Source organism: Gayadomonas joobiniege G7, from assembly GCF_000300815.1.
Classification (GTDB): Bacteria; Pseudomonadota; Gammaproteobacteria; order Enterobacterales; family Alteromonadaceae; genus Catenovulum; species Catenovulum joobiniege.
On record NZ_AMRX01000003.1, the window covers coordinates 508,680 to 525,291 of the forward strand.

Annotated in this window: 17 protein-coding genes; 13 read left to right on the plus strand and 4 right to left on the minus strand. The window is 42.7% G+C overall.

The genetic code is table 11. From position 1 onward, the window contains the following. Window positions 1-190 precede the first annotated feature (190 nt). Window positions 191-2,860: a TonB-dependent receptor gene (locus C727_RS0106500; protein WP_017444820.1), complete on the plus strand. Its 2,670-nt coding sequence runs from the start codon at window positions 191-193 to the stop codon at window positions 2,858-2,860. A gap of 238 nt (window positions 2,861-3,098) precedes the next feature. After that, the gene (locus C727_RS0106505) at window positions 3,099-4,097 is read left to right on the plus strand and encodes a DUF4382 domain-containing protein (RefSeq protein WP_017444821.1); all 999 of its coding nucleotides are present in this window, start codon (window positions 3,099-3,101) and stop codon (window positions 4,095-4,097) included. Between the two features lie 53 nt (window positions 4,098-4,150). On the opposite strand, the gene C727_RS0106510 is transcribed toward C727_RS0106505, so the two are convergent. After that, window positions 4,151-4,864, minus strand: a complete 714-nt coding sequence (locus C727_RS0106510) for an NlpC/P60 family protein (protein WP_017444822.1) — start codon at window positions 4,862-4,864, stop codon at window positions 4,151-4,153. Between the two features lie 250 nt (window positions 4,865-5,114). On the opposite strand from C727_RS0106510, the gene glyA reads away from it, so the two are divergent. From glyA to C727_RS0106560, 10 genes are all read left to right on the plus strand, one after another. Then, window positions 5,115-6,371 (plus strand): serine hydroxymethyltransferase, encoded by a 1,257-nt coding sequence (glyA, locus tag C727_RS0106515; RefSeq protein WP_017444823.1) that lies wholly within the window; start codon window positions 5,115-5,117, stop codon window positions 6,369-6,371. Between the two features lie 84 nt (window positions 6,372-6,455). Then, window positions 6,456-6,935 carry a transcriptional regulator NrdR gene (gene nrdR / locus C727_RS0106520; protein ID WP_026052594.1) on the plus strand — a complete coding sequence of 160 codons (480 nt, stop codon included), beginning with the start codon at window positions 6,456-6,458 and terminating at the stop codon, window positions 6,933-6,935. Further along, window positions 6,932-8,041, plus strand: a complete 1,110-nt coding sequence (ribD, locus tag C727_RS0106525) for a bifunctional diaminohydroxyphosphoribosylaminopyrimidine deaminase/5-amino-6-(5-phosphoribosylamino)uracil reductase RibD (RefSeq protein ID WP_017444825.1) — start codon at window positions 6,932-6,934, stop codon at window positions 8,039-8,041. The genes nrdR and ribD overlap by 4 nt, the downstream gene beginning before the upstream one ends. Before the next feature lie 3 nt (window positions 8,042-8,044). Next, the gene (locus C727_RS0106530) at window positions 8,045-8,695 is read left to right on the plus strand and encodes a riboflavin synthase (RefSeq protein WP_017444826.1); all 651 of its coding nucleotides are present in this window, start codon (window positions 8,045-8,047) and stop codon (window positions 8,693-8,695) included. A 10-nt stretch (window positions 8,696-8,705) separates the two neighbouring features. After that, window positions 8,706-9,818, plus strand: a complete 1,113-nt coding sequence (gene ribBA / locus C727_RS0106535; protein ID WP_017444827.1) for a bifunctional 3,4-dihydroxy-2-butanone-4-phosphate synthase/GTP cyclohydrolase II — start codon at window positions 8,706-8,708, stop codon at window positions 9,816-9,818. A gap of 64 nt (window positions 9,819-9,882) precedes the next feature. Beyond that, window positions 9,883-10,347: a 6,7-dimethyl-8-ribityllumazine synthase gene (gene ribH / locus C727_RS0106540; RefSeq protein WP_017444828.1), complete on the plus strand. Its 465-nt coding sequence runs from the start codon at window positions 9,883-9,885 to the stop codon at window positions 10,345-10,347. Window positions 10,348-10,357: 10 nt separating this feature from the next. Continuing rightward, window positions 10,358-10,777, plus strand: a complete 420-nt coding sequence (gene nusB / locus C727_RS0106545; RefSeq protein WP_017444829.1) for a transcription antitermination factor NusB — start codon at window positions 10,358-10,360, stop codon at window positions 10,775-10,777. An 8-nt stretch (window positions 10,778-10,785) separates the two neighbouring features. Beyond that, window positions 10,786-11,760, plus strand: a complete 975-nt coding sequence (thiL, locus tag C727_RS0106550; RefSeq protein WP_017444830.1) for a thiamine-phosphate kinase — start codon at window positions 10,786-10,788, stop codon at window positions 11,758-11,760. After that, window positions 11,738-12,253: a phosphatidylglycerophosphatase A family protein gene (locus C727_RS0106555; protein WP_017444831.1), complete on the plus strand. Its 516-nt coding sequence runs from the start codon at window positions 11,738-11,740 to the stop codon at window positions 12,251-12,253. Before thiL ends, C727_RS0106555 begins: the two co-directional genes overlap by 23 nt. 12 nt (window positions 12,254-12,265) lie before the next feature. Continuing rightward, window positions 12,266-13,099 carry an isopenicillin N synthase family dioxygenase gene (locus tag C727_RS0106560; protein WP_017444832.1) on the plus strand — a complete coding sequence of 278 codons (834 nt, stop codon included), beginning with the start codon at window positions 12,266-12,268 and terminating at the stop codon, window positions 13,097-13,099. Here the strand turns inward: C727_RS0106560 and C727_RS0106565 are convergent. Together C727_RS0106565 and C727_RS19885 are read right to left on the minus strand one after the other, a co-directional pair. Beyond that, window positions 13,065-13,472, minus strand: a complete 408-nt coding sequence (locus C727_RS0106565; RefSeq protein WP_017444833.1) for a hypothetical protein — start codon at window positions 13,470-13,472, stop codon at window positions 13,065-13,067. The genes C727_RS0106560 and C727_RS0106565 overlap by 35 nt on opposite strands. Window positions 13,473-13,969: 497 nt before the next feature. Further along, entirely contained in the window at window positions 13,970-14,104 is a 135-nt protein-coding gene (locus C727_RS19885) for a hypothetical protein (protein ID WP_017444834.1), read from the minus strand. A 279-nt stretch (window positions 14,105-14,383) separates the two neighbouring features. Here C727_RS19885 and sugE point away from each other — a divergent pair, with 279 nt between their 5' ends. Further along, window positions 14,384-14,698, plus strand: a complete 315-nt coding sequence (gene sugE / locus C727_RS0106575; RefSeq protein WP_017444835.1) for a quaternary ammonium compound efflux SMR transporter SugE — start codon at window positions 14,384-14,386, stop codon at window positions 14,696-14,698. A gap of 78 nt (window positions 14,699-14,776) precedes the next feature. On the opposite strand, the gene C727_RS0106580 is transcribed toward sugE, so the two are convergent. Continuing rightward, window positions 14,777-16,519, minus strand: coding sequence for a polysaccharide lyase family 7 protein (locus tag C727_RS0106580; protein WP_017444836.1), 1,743 nt, complete (start codon window positions 16,517-16,519; stop codon window positions 14,777-14,779). Window positions 16,520-16,612: the final 93 nt, after the last annotated feature.

Sequence of the window (16,612 nt, forward strand, 5' to 3'; positions counted from 1 at the left end):
AAGTGTCCGGCTCAATTAAACCAGTTCAACCGGTTTTGATAACCTTCAGAGGTTATAGAAACTATTAAATATTTATTTAACAAATCCACTTAAAAGCAACCTATTTATTAACAAGCTCTCTTTACATTTTTATTTTTGTCGCTATATTAGCAACTGTGTTGACGTTGAAATAATCAAAAGGAAGGCGCTTGTGACTAACAAAGACAGTAAAAAGTTAACCTATTTATCCGGATGTATTTTTGCCTGCATTGCCTCAGCAGAGTTGCAGGCAGCATCAAGTGATGGTACCGAAGTGATTGAAGTTCGTGGCAATATCAGTCGAAGTTTAAGTGAAGCTGTTAACCATAAGAGATTCGATAATCAATTTGTTGATGCCATTGTTGCGTCAGATGTCGGTAAACTGCCAGACACCACTGTGGCTGAATCGTTGGGCAGAATACCGGGGGTGCAAATTGATAGGGGTATAGGTCAGGGCAGTGATATCTCAATTCGTGGGCTTAAACAAAATGTGACCTTGTTGAACGGCCGTCAGGTCTGGGACTCTGCAGGGCGCGGGGCTAGTGGTCCGGATCAGCTAGGTACTTCAACTTATGGTTTGTTAGGTACAGTGCCCTCTGCGTTGATTAATCGCATGGAAGTTGAAAAGCTATCTGCGGCCGATCAAGTTTCTGGAGGTTTAGGTGGTGTTGTAAATATAGTAACACACAAGCCGTTTGATAAACTTGGCGAACGAGGTGCTTTGTCGTTGGGGGTGCAAGATGAAGAGCTGGGCGGTTTTGGCCATGAAATATATGGCTTATATTCAAATACATTTTTAGACGACAAGTTAGGTCTGCTCATTAATTTTAATCAATCATCACGTGAAAGCATGGAGCAGGGCTTGGGCACTTATTCGGGGTATGGTCGCGCAACCAATGAGTTAGCAACCTATTTAGACGCGCAAGGTTCACCGATAAGTAGTGATGTGAATAACGACGGAGTTGATGGGATCTTGCATTTAGATCCTCGTCAATGGCAAATTGGCGAAGAGCGTGATCGCCGTGGTTTAAATGCGGTCGTTCAGTATCAAGCGACTGACTCGCTGGTACTAACAGTTGACCATTTTGACTCTAAATTAGAGTCAGAACGAGCGCGTTACTGGCTCGCTTATGTAGGCTCTGGGGTGACTTATCGCAATGCAAACTTCAATCAACAAGAAGTACTAATTTCAGGTGTTGTAGAGCAAAACAGTAATACCAACGTTGAGTATGCCGATATTTCATCAGCGATTGCATCAACTGCGGTGAATGCCAAGTGGTTTATCACAGACAATCTTTCCCTTTTTGCAGAATACGCTTACACAGAGTCTGAAGGTTTATATGATCAGCAGTATGCGCGTTTGCAAACTATCGATAAAAAGCAAATAGAATTTGATTTAAGTGATGGCGATTTTGGCCGTTATGATTATAAACAGGACTTTTCAGCGAGCGAGCAATTTAATGTACCTGTAATGTTTTTTCAGCAGTTTTTTGATAACTCGATAGATAACACTATGCGTGTCGATATTGATTGGACTCTGGATCAAGATATTATTTCTAGCGTGGAATTTGGTGCTTATCGACAGCAATTAGAAACCAGTAAACACCAATTGCGTTATTTCGATACCAGCTTTGCGCCAGCCGGTGGTGTGACCGAGCTATATGAAGATGGCATAGTTAAACTTCATACTAATCACGACTACATGAAAGGTGAGTTAGAGGGAGTTCCGCGTGAGTTTTTAACCTTTGCCAAATTGCCCTTTAGTGGGGGCGGTGTGGCTGGCTGCATGGGGCTAGCCGATTATTTAGAGCAAGATAAACAAGCTAGATGTATTTCTGGTCAGGATGCGCCCGGGCCACAAAATGCGTTTAACATTGAAGAGACCTTTACCGCACTTTATACAAAAGCTAATTTTTTAAGTGAGCTGATGGACTTTCCTATTAGTGGTAACTTTGGTTTACGGTATCTTAGCCGGTCGTTAGATTCAACAGGAGTGGTCGAAAATAGTGGTGAGTTAAGCGATCAAACTTTTAATCGGGATGATAGTCACTTAATGCCATCCGCCGTCGCCAAAATAGAGCTGCAACCGGATTTATTACTGCGAATGGGAACAGCCAAAGTTGTGTCGTATCCAGCAACCAGTTCGTTACGTAATAATATCCGACTGTTTCCAGAAGGCACACCGCCAGTGGCTAGCGGAGGCGCACCCGATTTAAATCCGTTTGAAGCAAATCAATATGATATATCACTTGAGTGGTATTTTAATCAAGACTCAATGCTTTCAGGCGGTCTATTTTATAAAGACATCAATACCTTTATTGTTACTCAAACACAAACAGAAAATATCAAGGGTGTTGATTACTTGGTTACACGCGAAATAAACGGCGATGGGGCAAAAGTTAAAGGGCTGGAAGTTGCTTACCAGCAACCATTAGAGGTGTTAGAAGGTTTAGGTACTCTATTAACCTACACCTTTATTGATGGCGAAACACCGATGACAGACTCTAGTGGCCGTACCTTAAGTTTTCCGGGTCTGTCCGAAAATAATATTAACGCTATTCTGTACTACGAAAAGGACCAATATAATCTTCGATTAGCTTATAACTGGCGAGATGAATACCTTAATTCAATCAGCTCGGCTAATACGGGTGCTTATTTTGATACCTATGAAGATTTATCTTTTACTGCTCAGTATCAATATGATGAGCAGATAACGGTTACCTTCAACGCGAGTAACTTATTGGATAGTCAGCTTAGAACCTATGATTCGGTCAAGTCTGCGCTTAGATCAAACACAGTCTATGGCCGAGCATTTAAGCTATCGGCTTCTTACTTGTTTTAGTCGGTCACCCGCCACCTTGGTGTCCTCTTTTACGATATCAAGGTGATTAAATTTTATATACCAGCCCAGGTTTTCAAGCTTTGCTTACATGGTTTACTCACAGTAGTCATTGGATTGAATCAGGATTTTTGCTTCAATCATGTTAAATCTGTCTCACAGTTTGGCATTCTAAACTGATTGCCAGTTTCAACTATGTTAAATTTTTAGCATTAAGACAAAGTGGTAAGGAGCTTATATTATGGTAAAAAATTTAATGATTGGTTCGGTATTGTCGGCAGGTATAATTTTATCGGGTTGTGGCGGTTCAGGCGGAGATGATAGTTCTTCAGAGCAAACGAGTGGTCGCTTCTCACTGGCTGTAAGCGATGCGCCAGTACCACAACTCTCTTCTGTCGTTATTTGTTTTAATCAGATCGAACTCAATGCTAAATCTGGGGAAAAACAAAGTTTTCAACTTGGTGCTGATGCGAATACGATCCCGGCTAATAATTTATGTCGTGACGAAAATGATAACGTGATTGCAAACACGGTAGGGATTGATCTAATGTCCTATCCAGGGCAAGCATCTGTGGCATTGTTGAACCAAGTCGAGATTCCAGCGGGCGAGTATAGTCAATTGCGTTTAACTATTGCCGAAGGATCTTATGCGACCATAGCAGATAGCGAGCAAAAAGTTGCTGTGACTGTACCCTCTAATCAATTAAAAATGGATGGTTTTGTTGTTGGAGCCGGCGATACCTTAGCTTATACTCTTGAGTTTGATTTAAAAAAATCAATGACCAATCCTGTTGGACAAGATACCTATTTTTTAAAACCTAGAGGGGTGCGGTTAGTCAATAACCTGACAGTTGGTCACCTTAAGGGCGAGGTGTCTGAAACTTTATTATTAAATCAAGATTGTCCGGTAACACCAAGCAATTTAAACCAGCCTGTAGCGAATGTATATTTATACCATGGGGCTGACGTAGCTGTAACAGAGATGGGCGATTTTGGTGACGTTAATAATGAAGCTTTTGCCGCTACTCAAGTGTATTTTGATGGCGCAAGCGAATACAACTTTGAGATTGGTTTTGTGCCCACCGGCGAATATAGCTTAGCTTTAACTTGTGATTTAAATGATGATCCAGAGCAAGATGAGACGTTAACTATTATCAGTACCTTAGAGGTTCAGGTTAACGCAGGCGAAACGGAAGATGAGCTGCGGTTTGACAATGCACTTGAAGTTGCCATTCAATAACAACCTGCTGAGCAGGGTTAGTTACCAGCTTAAAGGCGTCGGTAGTTGCGCCTTTAAGCCTCGTTCATGGATAATAACTTACCATTGTTTGCAGCTATTCTAATTTGAGCGTCTGAATTTATGCCAGTGGTGGGCCATCTGGCATCTATAAGGCGGTTTTTAGCAATCCGAGTAATGGTAACAGCATTGGATTGGTTGCCACCCAAAATTTGATACGCCTGTTCATCTTCGGCCCAGTAAAAACCCACATGACCTTGCCAGCCATCTCGGCTACCGCGCCAAAACACCATTAAGCTGCCAAACCGTGGCGTGACACTGTGGCCAAAATGTTGCCACTGTCTAGCGCCTAAAGGGTTATTAGGCAGCGCTTCGTATGGTAGCTGAGCCGCAATGCAATGTGCTACAAACAGCCCGCACCAAGGAATATCATCATCATCATAAGAGGTCATTTCTAACTCTTGAGCCCAACCTATAATGGCCTCATTAGAGCCACGGCCCGGCTGCTCTTGAGTACCTAATAAATTGTGCGCGGCAAACATCCAAGGCATGCTAACGGGTATTTGAAAAGGGTCGGGTTGCAAATTTAATTGAATTTGTTGGTTAATTACAGCCCGCGTTTGTGGGCCAACAATGCCATCGGCTAACAAACTGTTCGCGCTTTGAAACGCTATAATGGCTTGCCGAGTGCGCCGCCCAGGAATCCCATCAATGGGGCCTGGATCAAAACCTAAATCCGTTAATGCTTGTTGTAGATTGCGAATATTCATCATTGAACTCCTGTTAAAAACATCCGTTACTCTTGAATCAAGGCTATTGTTTATATAATAAACAGATTTAGTCTAAAAGGTTAAACATCTTTGGTGTTTTTTTTTATTTGCCACAAGATAATTGTGGTAATTGAATAAACTTCAAAAGGGCATTGAAATAAAAGCTGCCTTTTGCAGTAGGAAAAATCGACGGTTTGCAATACAATACGCGTTTTCTAATATCCATCCGTGTTGATTTACAGGAGACACCATGTTAACTCGTAACATGAATATTGCTGATTTTGATTCAGAATTGTTTCAGGCTATGGAGCAGGAAACTGCCCGCCAAGAAGCGCATATCGAGCTGATTGCTTCAGAAAACTATGCCAGCCCGCGTGTACTTGAAGCTCAGGGTTCACAACTGACCAACAAATATGCCGAAGGGTATCCGGGCAAACGTTATTATGGCGGCTGTGAGCATGTTGACGTAGTTGAGCAATTAGCAATTGATCGTGCTAATGAGTTATTTGGGTCTGTTTATGCCAATGTGCAGCCGCATTCTGGTTCACAAGCAAATGGTGCTGTGTTCCAAGCATTGTTACAACCAGGCGATACTGTTTTAGGTATGAGCTTGGCACACGGTGGTCACTTAACGCATGGTGCTCATGTAAACTTTTCTGGCAAGCACTACAATGCAGTTCAGTATGGATTGAATCCAGAAACTGGCGAAATTGATTATGAGCAAGTTGAAGCGTTGGCATTAGAGCACAAGCCTAAAATGATTATTGGTGGTTTTTCTGCTTATTCATTAGTAGTTGACTGGGCTCGTTTACGCGAGATTGCAGATAAAGTTGGTGCTTACTTACTGGTTGATATGGCTCACGTTGCTGGTTTAATTGCTGCGGGTGTTTATCCGTCACCAATGCCATATGCTGATGTAGTGACTACCACCACTCACAAAACTTTAGCTGGTCCTCGCGGTGGTTTGATTTTGTCTGCAAAAGATGACGAAGCGTTACATAAAAAATTAAACAGCGCAGTATTCCCAGGCGGCCAAGGTGGTCCTTTATGTCATGTAATCGCCGCAAAAGCAGTTGCTTTTAAAGAAGCCATGCAGCCAGAGTTTAAATCTTACCAAAACCAAGTGGTTAAAAACGCTCAGGCTATGGTCGAAGTGTTACAATCGCGCGGTTACAAAGTGGTTTCTGGTAAAACTGAAAACCACCTATTCTTAGTTGACCTTATCGACAAAGATATCACAGGTAAAGAAGCAGATGCTGCGTTAGGGCTTGCAAACATTACTGTAAATAAAAACTCTGTACCAAACGATCCTCGCTCACCTTTTGTGACTTCAGGTTTGCGCATTGGTACGCCTGCTATTACACGTCGTGGTTTTAAAGAAGCAGAAGCTAAAGACTTAGCCGGTTGGATTTGTGATGTATTAGATAACATTCAAGACGAAGCTGTTATCGAACAAGTTAAACAAAAAGTGATTGCAGTTTGCGAAAAACTACCAGTTTACGCATAATTTTTTGCTAGCTAACAATTTTAGCTTTATTTAGCTATAATCAGGCCGCCTTTGCGGCCTTTTTTGTTATCGGGTTTATTATTTATGCACTGTCCTTTTTGTAGTGAGCTAGAAACTAAAGTTATCGATAGTCGCCTGGTCGCTGACGGTAACCAAGTTAGACGGAGACGTCAGTGCCTCAGTTGCAGTGAACGTTTTACCACTTTTGAAACGGCCGAATTAGTGATGCCTAGAGTGATTAAAACCGATGGCACTCGTGAACCCTACAACGAAAACAAACTCCGTAATGGGCTCATGCGGGCGTTAGAAAAAAGGCCCGTCAGCACAGAACAAATTGAAACCTTAATCAGTCAGCTTGAATCTGAGTTAAGAGCCACTGGAGAGCGAGAAGTTGAAAGCCAGCACATAGGCAATATTTTAATGAGTAAACTGGCTCAAGTGGATCAGGTCGCATATGTGCGTTTTGCGTCTGTCTATCGCTGTTTTCAAGACATTGAAGAGTTCGGCCAAGCAATTGCTGGTTTAAATAAAGGTAAGCACATTAAAGCGCAGGAGGATCTATGAGTGTTTTAACGCAACAAGATTTTCAATACATGGCGCAGGCCATCAAACTGGCAGAGCAAGGTCGCTTTACTACTCACCCTAATCCAAACGTTGGTTGTGTAATAGTAAAAGACGGTCAAGTGATAGGTCGTGGTTATCATAAAATAGCCGGTGGACCGCACGCCGAACGTCATGCGTTAGAACAAGCCGGTAGTATGGCTCGTGGAAGTTGTGTGTATGTCACCTTAGAACCTTGTTCACACACTGGACGAACGGGGCCTTGTGCTGACGCTTTAATTCGAGCGGGGGTCGCACGCGTTGTTGTCGGGATGCAAGATCCAAATCCAAAGGTGAGTGGCCGTGGCATTCAAAAATTGCGTGACGCAGGCATCTACGTGATCACCGAATGTTTAGAGGCAGCCTGCGAGCAACTTAATCCTGGTTTTTTAAAACGCATGCGTACAGGTTTACCTTATGTAAGATTAAAATTGGCTTGCAGTCTAGATGGTGCCACAGCGATGGCATCCGGACAAAGTCAATGGATCACCGGCGCAGCTGCTAGACGCGATGTACAAGGTTATCGAGCAAAAAGTTCAGCAATTTTAACCGGTTCGGGTACAGTACTGGCTGACGACCCAATTCTGAATGTCAGAGCAGCCGAATTAAACTTTGAGTATCCGGGTGAAATACGTCAGCCTGAAAGGTTGGTAATTGATAGTAAGCATAAACTAACGCCTGATTATAAAATGTTTAATGACGGCCAGTCAGTGACTTTAGTTGGAACAGAACATCGTTCTGGGAATTGGCCTGATACGGTTAAATTTTTAACTGTTACTAAAAATGATAAAAACGACCAAGTTCAGTTAAGTGAGTTGTTTAAACAACTTGGGGTACAAGAATACAATGATATTTGGGTTGAAGCGGGCAGCCAATTAGCTGGCGCGCTAATTGATGAAAATTTAGTTGATGAGTTAATTATTTATCAAGCCCCTATATTGTTAGGTCAACAAACTCGCCGTTTGGTTGAATTTAATGCCCTTAGCCAGCTTGAAAATGCCAGTCGCTGGCAATATGTTAGTCAAACACGCGTTGGCAATGATTTAAAACTAATTTTAAAGGCTATCTAAAACATGTTCACCGGAATTATCGAATGCGTAGGCACTATCGAGCAAATTAAACCCAAAGGGGGCGACTTTGAATTAGTCATTAATACAGGTCAACTGGATCTCTCCGATGTGGCGCTGGGTGATAGTATAGCCGTGAATGGTGTTTGTTTAACAGTGACCCATTATACAGGCCAAAGCTTTTCAGCAGACGTATCAGCTGAAACCATTAAACGCACTAAATTGGCCGATCAACAAGCAGGAGACTTAGTTAACCTTGAAAAAGCTTGTTTGCCCACAACCCGTTTAGGGGGACATATCGTCAGTGGTCATGTTGATGGGGTTGCTCGTGTAGACAGAGTCTCTGCCAATGCCAATGCAACAGATTATTGGATTGAAGCACCGGCAGAGCTCGCTCACTATATTGCAGAAAAAGGTTCTATCACGCTTGATGGCATTAGTTTAACCGTGAATGAAGTGAATGGACGGTTTTTTCGGTTAACCATTATCCCTCATACCACGGAAGTCACATCGATAAAAGATTGGCAGCCGGGTGCTAGAATCAACATAGAAGTGGATGTGATTGCCCGTTATTTAGAACGTCTAATGCAAGCACGAGAGATCCCACAAGGTGGTGTGACTTTGGATCTGCTGCAAAAAAGTGGCATGCTTAAATAAGGTAAAAAATATGAAGTTAAACTCAGCAGCAGAAATCATCGAAGATATTCGTCAAGGTAAAATTGTGATCTTGATGGATGACGAAGATAGAGAAAACGAAGGTGATCTCATCGTTGCCGCAGAACATTGTACGCCAGAAGTGATCAATTTTATGGCCACTCATGGTCGCGGGTTAATTTGTTTAACCTTAACTCGTGACCGTTGCGAGCAACTTGATTTACCGTTAATGGTTGACCGTAACAAAGCACAATTTGGCACTAACTTTACTTTGTCAATTGAAGCTGCAGAAGGGGTTACAACGGGTATCTCAGCGGCAGATAGGGCTACAACTGTAAAAGCCGCGGTTGCCAAAAACGCTAAACCGGAAGACGTAGTGCAGCCAGGCCATATTTTTCCAATTATGGCGCAGGATGGTGGTGTCTTAAATAGAGCTGGCCATACTGAAGCGGGGTGTGATTTAGCGCGTTTGGCCGGGTTAGAGCCCGCAGGTGTCATTGTTGAAGTCCTCAATGAAGATGGCACTATGGCGCGCCGTCCTGAGTTAGAAGTATTTGCCAAAAAACACGACATTAAAATCGGCACTATTGCTGACTTAATTGAGTACCGCAATAATACTGAAACGACCATTGAAAAAATTGGTCAATGTAAATTGCCAACCGAGTTTGGTGAGTTCGATTTAGTAACCTTTGTGGATACCATTGACGGACAGGTTCACTTTGCGCTTAAAAATACAGAGATAACGCCTGATCAACCTGTTTTAGTCAGGGTGCATGTTACTAATGTGCTGGCTGATTTGTTACGCTCAACCCGCGAAGCATCAAAAAGCTGGGAGTTGCACCACGCTCTGGAAAAAATAGCCAAAGAAGGTGGTGTGCTTGTTTTGTTAGGCAAGAATGAAACACCGCAAGAACTCATCGCCAAGGTTAAAGCGTTTGAGGCCGAAGATCAGGGCAAACCTCTACGCACAACAGGGTCTTGGCGAGGCACTTCACGCACTGTTGGTGTCGGTTCACAGATTTTAGCGGCCTTGAATGTTGGCAAAATGCGATTATTAAGCTCGCAAAAACGTTATCACTCGTTAGGTGGTTTTGGTTTAGAAGTAGTTGATTACGTCGAAGAATAAATACCCTGCGGCGCAAATTTTTGCTAAAATTCGCGCCCATAGATGAAATTAAAAGGTTTAAAAGATGCAAGTAATTGAAGGTGCATTTCCAGCACAAGGTAAAAAGTTTGCCATTGTTGTTTCTCGTTTTAACAGCTTTATCGTAGAGAGTTTGGTTGAAGGCGCCATTGATACGTTAAAACGCCACGGTCAGGTTGCTGATGACGACATTACTATTGTTCGTTGCCCAGGTGCATATGAGTTGCCTTTGATTGCAAAAAAAGTAGCTGAGTCAGGCAAATATGATGCAATCATTGCATTAGGCGCTGTGATCCGTGGTGGCACACCACATTTTGATTTTGTGGCGAATGAATGCAATAAAGGTTTGGCGCAAGTATCGTTAGAGTACTCAATTCCGTTAGCTTTTGGTGTATTAACAACAGATACAATTGAACAAACCATTGAACGTGCGGGCACTAAAATGGGTAATAAAGGCGGTGAAGCGGCTCTGAGCGCGCTTGAAATGGTTAACGTATTAGGTCAAATATAGGAGCCTATCGTTGAAACCTTCACATAGACGCCGTTCTCGTGAACTGGCAACTCAGTCGGTATATGCCTGGCAAGCCAGTGAAAATACTGCATCAAAAATTATTGAAGCAACCTTAGAAGAAGTGGATAACAACGCGTTTGATGTTAGTTATTATCGTCGTTTGGTTGATGGCACAGTTAAAAACGCTAAAGCATTAGATCAGGACTTTGCTGAGTATTTAGCGCGCCCGGCTGACGAAGTCGATATGGTTGAACTGGCCGTACTAAGGGTTGCTGCTTACGAGTTAAAATTCTGCCCGGATGTTCCTTACCGAGTCGTTATTAACGAAGCCATTGAGGTGGCTAAAATATTTGCAGCTGATGATAGCCACAAATTTGTAAATGGTGTGTTAGATAAAGCTGTAAAAAACCTTCGCCCTTATGGTAAATAGGGCCCTGCGTGGCTGAGTTTGATATTATTTCACGTTATTTTTCCTTACCCGGGCAACCCGCGTCGGTTGTTCTGGATAAGGGCGATGACTGTGCGCTAATAAAAGTTGCTCAAGATAGCAAAGAGCTGATTGCCATCACCACAGATACCCTCAATAGTGGTACTCATTTTTTACCAGACATAGATCCACACGCTTTGGCTTATCGCGCGCTTGCCACCAATTTAAGTGATTTAGCCGCCATGGGCGCTAAACCCGAATGGTTTAATCTAGCTGTTAGTTTGCCAAAAGAGCTGGCTAATAACGAAGCTTGGCTGGCCGGTTTTAGTCAAGGTTTACGTGATTTATCCAATGAATCTGGCATTTATTTAATCGGTGGTGATACAACATCCGGTCCGCTGTCTATAACAATTACAGCGATGGGCAAGGTTACAGAGCAACGAGCTATGTTACGCAGTCAAGCCAAAGAGAACGATTTAATCTGCGTTACAGGCACTGTAGGTGATGCAGCAGGCGCGCTAAAAATCTTACTTAAACAAATCAAATTAGCGGATGCTGCCGCCGAACAAGCGTTATTGAAACGCTTTCATTATCCGCAAGCCCGCTACCATTTTGCGCAAGGTTTAGCTAAGTACAGCTCATGTGCAATTGATATCTCAGATGGTTTGTTAGCCGACCTAAAACACATATTAGCAGCGTCACGTTACGGTGCCCAAATCAATATAGAAAAGCTGCCGCTGTCACCTTGGTTAACTGAGAGTTTTTCCCAGAAAAAGGCCGTTGAGTTGGCGCTCGGGGGCGGCGATGATTACGAGCTCTGTTTTACCATTGCAGAATCAGCTTGGGATAAAGTACAAGAGCTTGCCGAGCAGTGCCAAGTGCCAGTGACGGCGATAGGCCGCATTACATCTGAAAAAGCACTAAAATTAATGCATCAGGGTGCACCTTACGAGACTCAAAGTTATGGATACCAACATTTTATTTAAAATAAAACCAGAGCTAAAATTGATTAACTGGTTAGATCCAAGACATTTTTTATCACTTGGTTTTGGTTCGGGTTTAATACCAATTGCCCCAGGTACTTTTGGCAGTCTTGCCGCAATCCCTGTATATTGGCTGATGGCCACTTACCTTTCTCTTTCGGTTTATTTAGCTGTGACGCTAGTATTTGCCATTGTTGGTTTTTATTTATGCGGCTTTACGGCACAAGCATTAAAAACTCATGACCATCCTGGGATTGTTTGGGATGAGGTGGTCGGTATGCTGATCGCGCTAGCCTTTTTTCCGGTCACATGGAAAACCGTGGTCATTGGTTTTATTTATTTTAGAATTTTTGACATCATCAAACCTTGGCCCATTAACTGGCTCGATCGCCGTGTTTCTGGTGGTGTAGGTATCATGGCAGATGATCTGTTAGCTGGAGTTATGGCTTGGATCACCCTGTATTTAACTCATACTTATATTTATAGTTTGTATTAACTGGACAGCGCTATGTTACAGGCAATTGACTATCAAGGGCCATCGGCCGCGAAAGCTTTAGTGCAATCGCTGCGTGATACCGGCTTTGCGGTACTTAAAAACCATCCGCTCGAACAGGCGCAAGTGAACCAGCTATATCAGCAATGGGCTGGCTTTTTTAAGCAGCCGAGCAAAGCTGATTATGCGATTAATAGTGCCGCTCAAGACGGCTACTTTGGCGAGGATATGGCCGAAACGGCTAAAGGGGCGTCACAGCGCGATTTAAAAGAATATTTTCATTATTACCCTTGGGGGCAGTGCCCAAAGGAGCTCAAAGCCAATACTCAAGCGTATTACCAAGCGGCAAACGAGTTGGCCATTGAACTATTGTCTTGGATTGAAGAAGCTAGCCCAACGAGCGTTAAAAAAAGCTTTAAGTCACCACTTAGTGAAATGATTCAAAACAGCCAAAATACCTTATTAAGGATTTTGCATTATCCACCGTTAAAAGGGAATGAAACACCTAATGCGATTAGGGCCGCTGCGCATGAAGATATTAATTTAATTACTTTGTTACCCGCAGCCAGTGCAAAAGGGCTTGAGGTAAAACTTAATAATGGAGAATGGTTTGAAATACCTTTGGCATTTGGGTATTTGGTGATAAATACAGGTGATATGTTACAAGAAGCCTCTTCAGGTTATTTTCCATCAACGACCCACAGAGTGGTTAATCCGGCATTATCGGATAATGGCTCACGCTTATCTATGCCATTGTTTTTACACGCCCGTCCTGATGTTGTGTTATCTGACCGATATACTGCCGGTGCTTACCTTAAGCAGCGCCTGATTGAGTTAGGCGTTTATTAGCTGCAATAGCTTGATCATCTTTAATAACGACTAACGAGCATTGATGGCTATCGCTAAGCAGTTCGTGTTGCTTGGGTAACTGATTTACCCAAGCAACCACACAGCTACATTTGCCAGCAGCGGCTGCTTTTTTTGCAGTTTGCAACGCCTCAGACGATTTTTGATGGATCATTAATAAACGATCTATATCCACCCCAATCTGAGTTAACTGTTCTTTAGATGGCATATTAAATGGCGCGACTACACATAGCCATTTATTTTTCACCTGCTGTTTTGCCACGTTTGCCCAAAATTTAAGATGATAGTCAACCGATTGATTCTGCACTGCACACATAGAAATTTTATTTTGATAACCCGAAATAATTACTTTCATACCCGCACCTCATTAACTTGTATGTATATACAGTATACTGTGTTTTCATACAGTGCAATATATTTGTGCGAAAAATATGCAAAAAAACCACAATAAAGTGGCGTTTAGGCAGTTAAATAAAAATACTGGATCAGCTTAACCGGTTTGATCCAGCATTGTTTGCATGCATAAATTTTTCAATTTATTAAGATAGTTACCACTGTTTTTTCAATGATTTTAAGGTATTAAGCACACTGTTATAACCGCCGGTTACAAGGTACCAAGGTGTTGGTGCTAGGTAATATACTTGTTGAGTTTTCCAAGCTGTTGAATGGGGAAAATTTGTTTTTAACCGTAACTAGAATCAAGCCACGGTCTTGTGATGTATCTTTGTTTTGCACGTCAGGTATTGGCCGCCGAGTTCTAAAAGCCAATATAATCAAGTCGGGTTGCAGGGTTTTTAGCTGCTTATAATCTGGTTCGAATAAGCTTGCTGCAATCGTTTTTTCTCAGATTTATTACTGACTGAGGTAACTAGGCAAAATGCCTTTAGCGACGGCTGTAACTTTTACATCTAACGCTTGTAATGTGTCTAATACGCCCAAGTCAAAAACAACAACTTTTTGCAGAGTTTGTTTGATTTGCATCGCCATGTAGCACAGTCTTGTCAGACTGAATTTTAGGCGCGGGTCTATATAAAGTCACTGATCGCGTGGTGACCAGTGATACTTATGGGGTTGTGTTAGATGGGCGTCGTTTAAATTTAAGCGTTAATTTTGATTTTTAATGAGTTCAGATGTAAATCCTATGGATTCGTGATAAGTTAAGTCACGCAAAGCATTAAGTAACACTTATTGCAAAGGCTAAACCTAATAAGGACGACCTTATTCGGTTTTTTCTAACCTGGGACGACCCAATTAATTAAGTAGCATATGAACTGGGTTATTTTATTAATTGCTGGCCTGCTCGAAATTGGCTGGGCGGTCGGGCTTAAATATACTGATGGTTTTAGTAAGTTATGGCCGTCTGTGGCGACCATTATTTGCTTGTTAACAAGCTTTGCCCTATTGGGATGGGCCGTTCGAAGTTTACCTGTTGGTACTGCTTATGCCATTTGGGTGGGGATTGGTGCCGTTGGGACTGCGATTGCAGGCATTTATCTATTTAACGAAAGTATTTCTATGCTCAAGTTAGCCAGTTTGGGTGCAATCCTTGTCGGCATTCTGGGGCTTAAATTAGCCGCATGACCTTGAGGCCTAGTTTAACCATGATAATGAATCGGCCACGCGCATAGCGCAGCCGATTATTTTTATCGAAAAAACAAATTAGTTATGGCTTTGTTCTAACTTATAAAAAGTAGCTTGCACATAATCACTATTGTTGCCGGTATTATTTTGGTTATAAACCCCAGCTTTAAAGTACATCCAATCGCTTGCATCGTCATAACCACTGTTACTCATATCGTGCGTTTCGGTAATAGTGCTTTTGCCATCTCGCATGATTTTAACGGTTAATAAGTTACCAGTAACGTTAATTTCGTAGCTAAAGACTTCATTGAGCGCAATGCCGTCAGACGGGTTCGAGGCTGAGCTCGAGCGTGAACCTATCATTTCGTACCAAAGTTCATCACTATCGGCTTCTTCGTGAGCAAAATAAATTGAGCCCTTACTGTTGCCTGGAAGTTTACGATAGTAGAGGCGAATAGGCTCATTATTTTCGGCATGAATTTGACCAATAATCACTCGGCCAACCTGGCTACTATCGCCTGTGGTAGTCACATGATTAACGGCTAAAGTGGCTTTAAGTGTGCCATCGACGCCACCGGCACTATTTTGGGCTGAGCTTGGTGCAGAGCTAAACACCCAGTTGTTGCCATTGACCCCTTTAGTGCTAATAGAGGTATCGCCAGCACGTAACATTTCGCGTAATTCAGTTCGAGTATAGCTTGTATTTGTAGATGTTTTGTACCCGCCGATCGGGCAAACAAATACCATACCGCCATCTGAGCCGGTGTAAAAATAATCACTATTTTCGTATCCAGCGTTCAGAGCATCTTCTTTAATACTATCTGCGGTGCCGCTGTTGTCATCATCTGACGGCACGCTTAAGTACCATTGACTTAAATTAAAGTTTTCTGAAGGCGCTTTGTTTGGATCTAAACCATCAATAGGATCATCATTGGACGGGTCTTTATTTCCATATACTTTTACTTCAGTGATATTAGTCCAGCTAGAGCCCGCAGTATTCGAAAAGGTTTTTATACGGATCTGCTGTGCGTCAATGTCGGTGATGTCGAATGTTTCAATGTCGGCCGTGGTGCCGCTGCTGACATCGTCGAATACTTTGGTCCAACTGCCGCTTGTTCCTGGTCTGGCATATACCTCAAATGTATAAGCACGGCTATCGCCTTGTCCCCAAGCAATGCCAAGATCTGTCACTGAGCTCGTTTGGTTGAGTTCAATAGTTAAATTCACTGGCGAGCCAGAACCTGCCCAGCGAGAGGACCAATTGGTATTATTATCTATCACATTGGTTGCTGGATAACTGCCGTGACCACTGCCATCATCAAATGCTGTATTAATGGCGAGCCCGCCATCCCCTGATTCATCATAAAGTTTAACTTCTTTTATGTTGGTCCAGTCACTGCCTGCACTATTGCCAAAGGTTTTTACCCTGACTTGTTGAGCATCAATATCGGTAATGTCGTACACCTCTATGCTAGCCGAGTCACCACTGCTGTAACCATCGTAGACCTTGGTCCAACTGCCACTGGTTGCGGCCCGTGCCCAGATTTCAAATTCATGGGTTTGCTCGCCACCTTTACCCCAAGAGATCCCCACTTTAGACACGGATTTTATCGAGCCTATATTTAGTTGTAAGTTAACTGGTGAACCAGAGGCTGCCCATCTAGATGACCAATCCAAGCTATTGTCTAACACATTTGAAGCTGGGTAACTCGAATGGCCGTTGCCCCAATCTTCGGCGCTTTGAACGTTGATTTCTGCCGCTTGCACTGAGTTAACTAAAGCGATGGCGCAAACCAATGAGAGTGAATTTAACTTAATCAAACGAATACTCCTTAATGATCTTTTGATTGATAAACGGATTGTTAGTGTTTGAATTTTATGACGAGAGTGCAAACAAATGAGAATTGTTTGTAT

Excerpts from the sequence above, each read along its gene's own strand:
- C727_RS0106505 (WP_017444821.1), top strand. The coding sequence starts at position 3,099 with ATGGTAAAAAATTTAATGATTGGTTCGGTATTGTCGGCAGGTATAATT.
- C727_RS0106510 (WP_017444822.1), bottom strand. The coding sequence starts at position 4,864 with ATGAATATTCGCAATCTACAACAAGCATTAACGGATTTAGGTTTTGAT.
- glyA (WP_017444823.1), top strand. The coding sequence starts at position 5,115 with ATGTTAACTCGTAACATGAATATTGCTGATTTTGATTCAGAATTGTTT.
- nrdR (WP_026052594.1), top strand. The coding sequence starts at position 6,456 with ATGCACTGTCCTTTTTGTAGTGAGCTAGAAACTAAAGTTATCGATAGT.
- ribD (WP_017444825.1), top strand. The coding sequence starts at position 6,932 with ATGAGTGTTTTAACGCAACAAGATTTTCAATACATGGCGCAGGCCATC.
- C727_RS0106530 (WP_017444826.1), top strand. The coding sequence starts at position 8,045 with ATGTTCACCGGAATTATCGAATGCGTAGGCACTATCGAGCAAATTAAA.
- ribBA (WP_017444827.1), top strand. The coding sequence starts at position 8,706 with ATGAAGTTAAACTCAGCAGCAGAAATCATCGAAGATATTCGTCAAGGT.
- ribH (WP_017444828.1), top strand. The coding sequence starts at position 9,883 with ATGCAAGTAATTGAAGGTGCATTTCCAGCACAAGGTAAAAAGTTTGCC.
- C727_RS0106555 (WP_017444831.1), top strand. The coding sequence starts at position 11,738 with ATGGATACCAACATTTTATTTAAAATAAAACCAGAGCTAAAATTGATT.
- C727_RS0106560 (WP_017444832.1), top strand. The coding sequence starts at position 12,266 with ATGTTACAGGCAATTGACTATCAAGGGCCATCGGCCGCGAAAGCTTTA.
- C727_RS0106565 (WP_017444833.1), bottom strand. The coding sequence starts at position 13,472 with ATGAAAGTAATTATTTCGGGTTATCAAAATAAAATTTCTATGTGTGCA.
- C727_RS19885 (WP_017444834.1), bottom strand. The coding sequence starts at position 14,104 with ATGGCGATGCAAATCAAACAAACTCTGCAAAAAGTTGTTGTTTTTGAC.
- sugE (WP_017444835.1), top strand. The coding sequence starts at position 14,384 with ATGAACTGGGTTATTTTATTAATTGCTGGCCTGCTCGAAATTGGCTGG.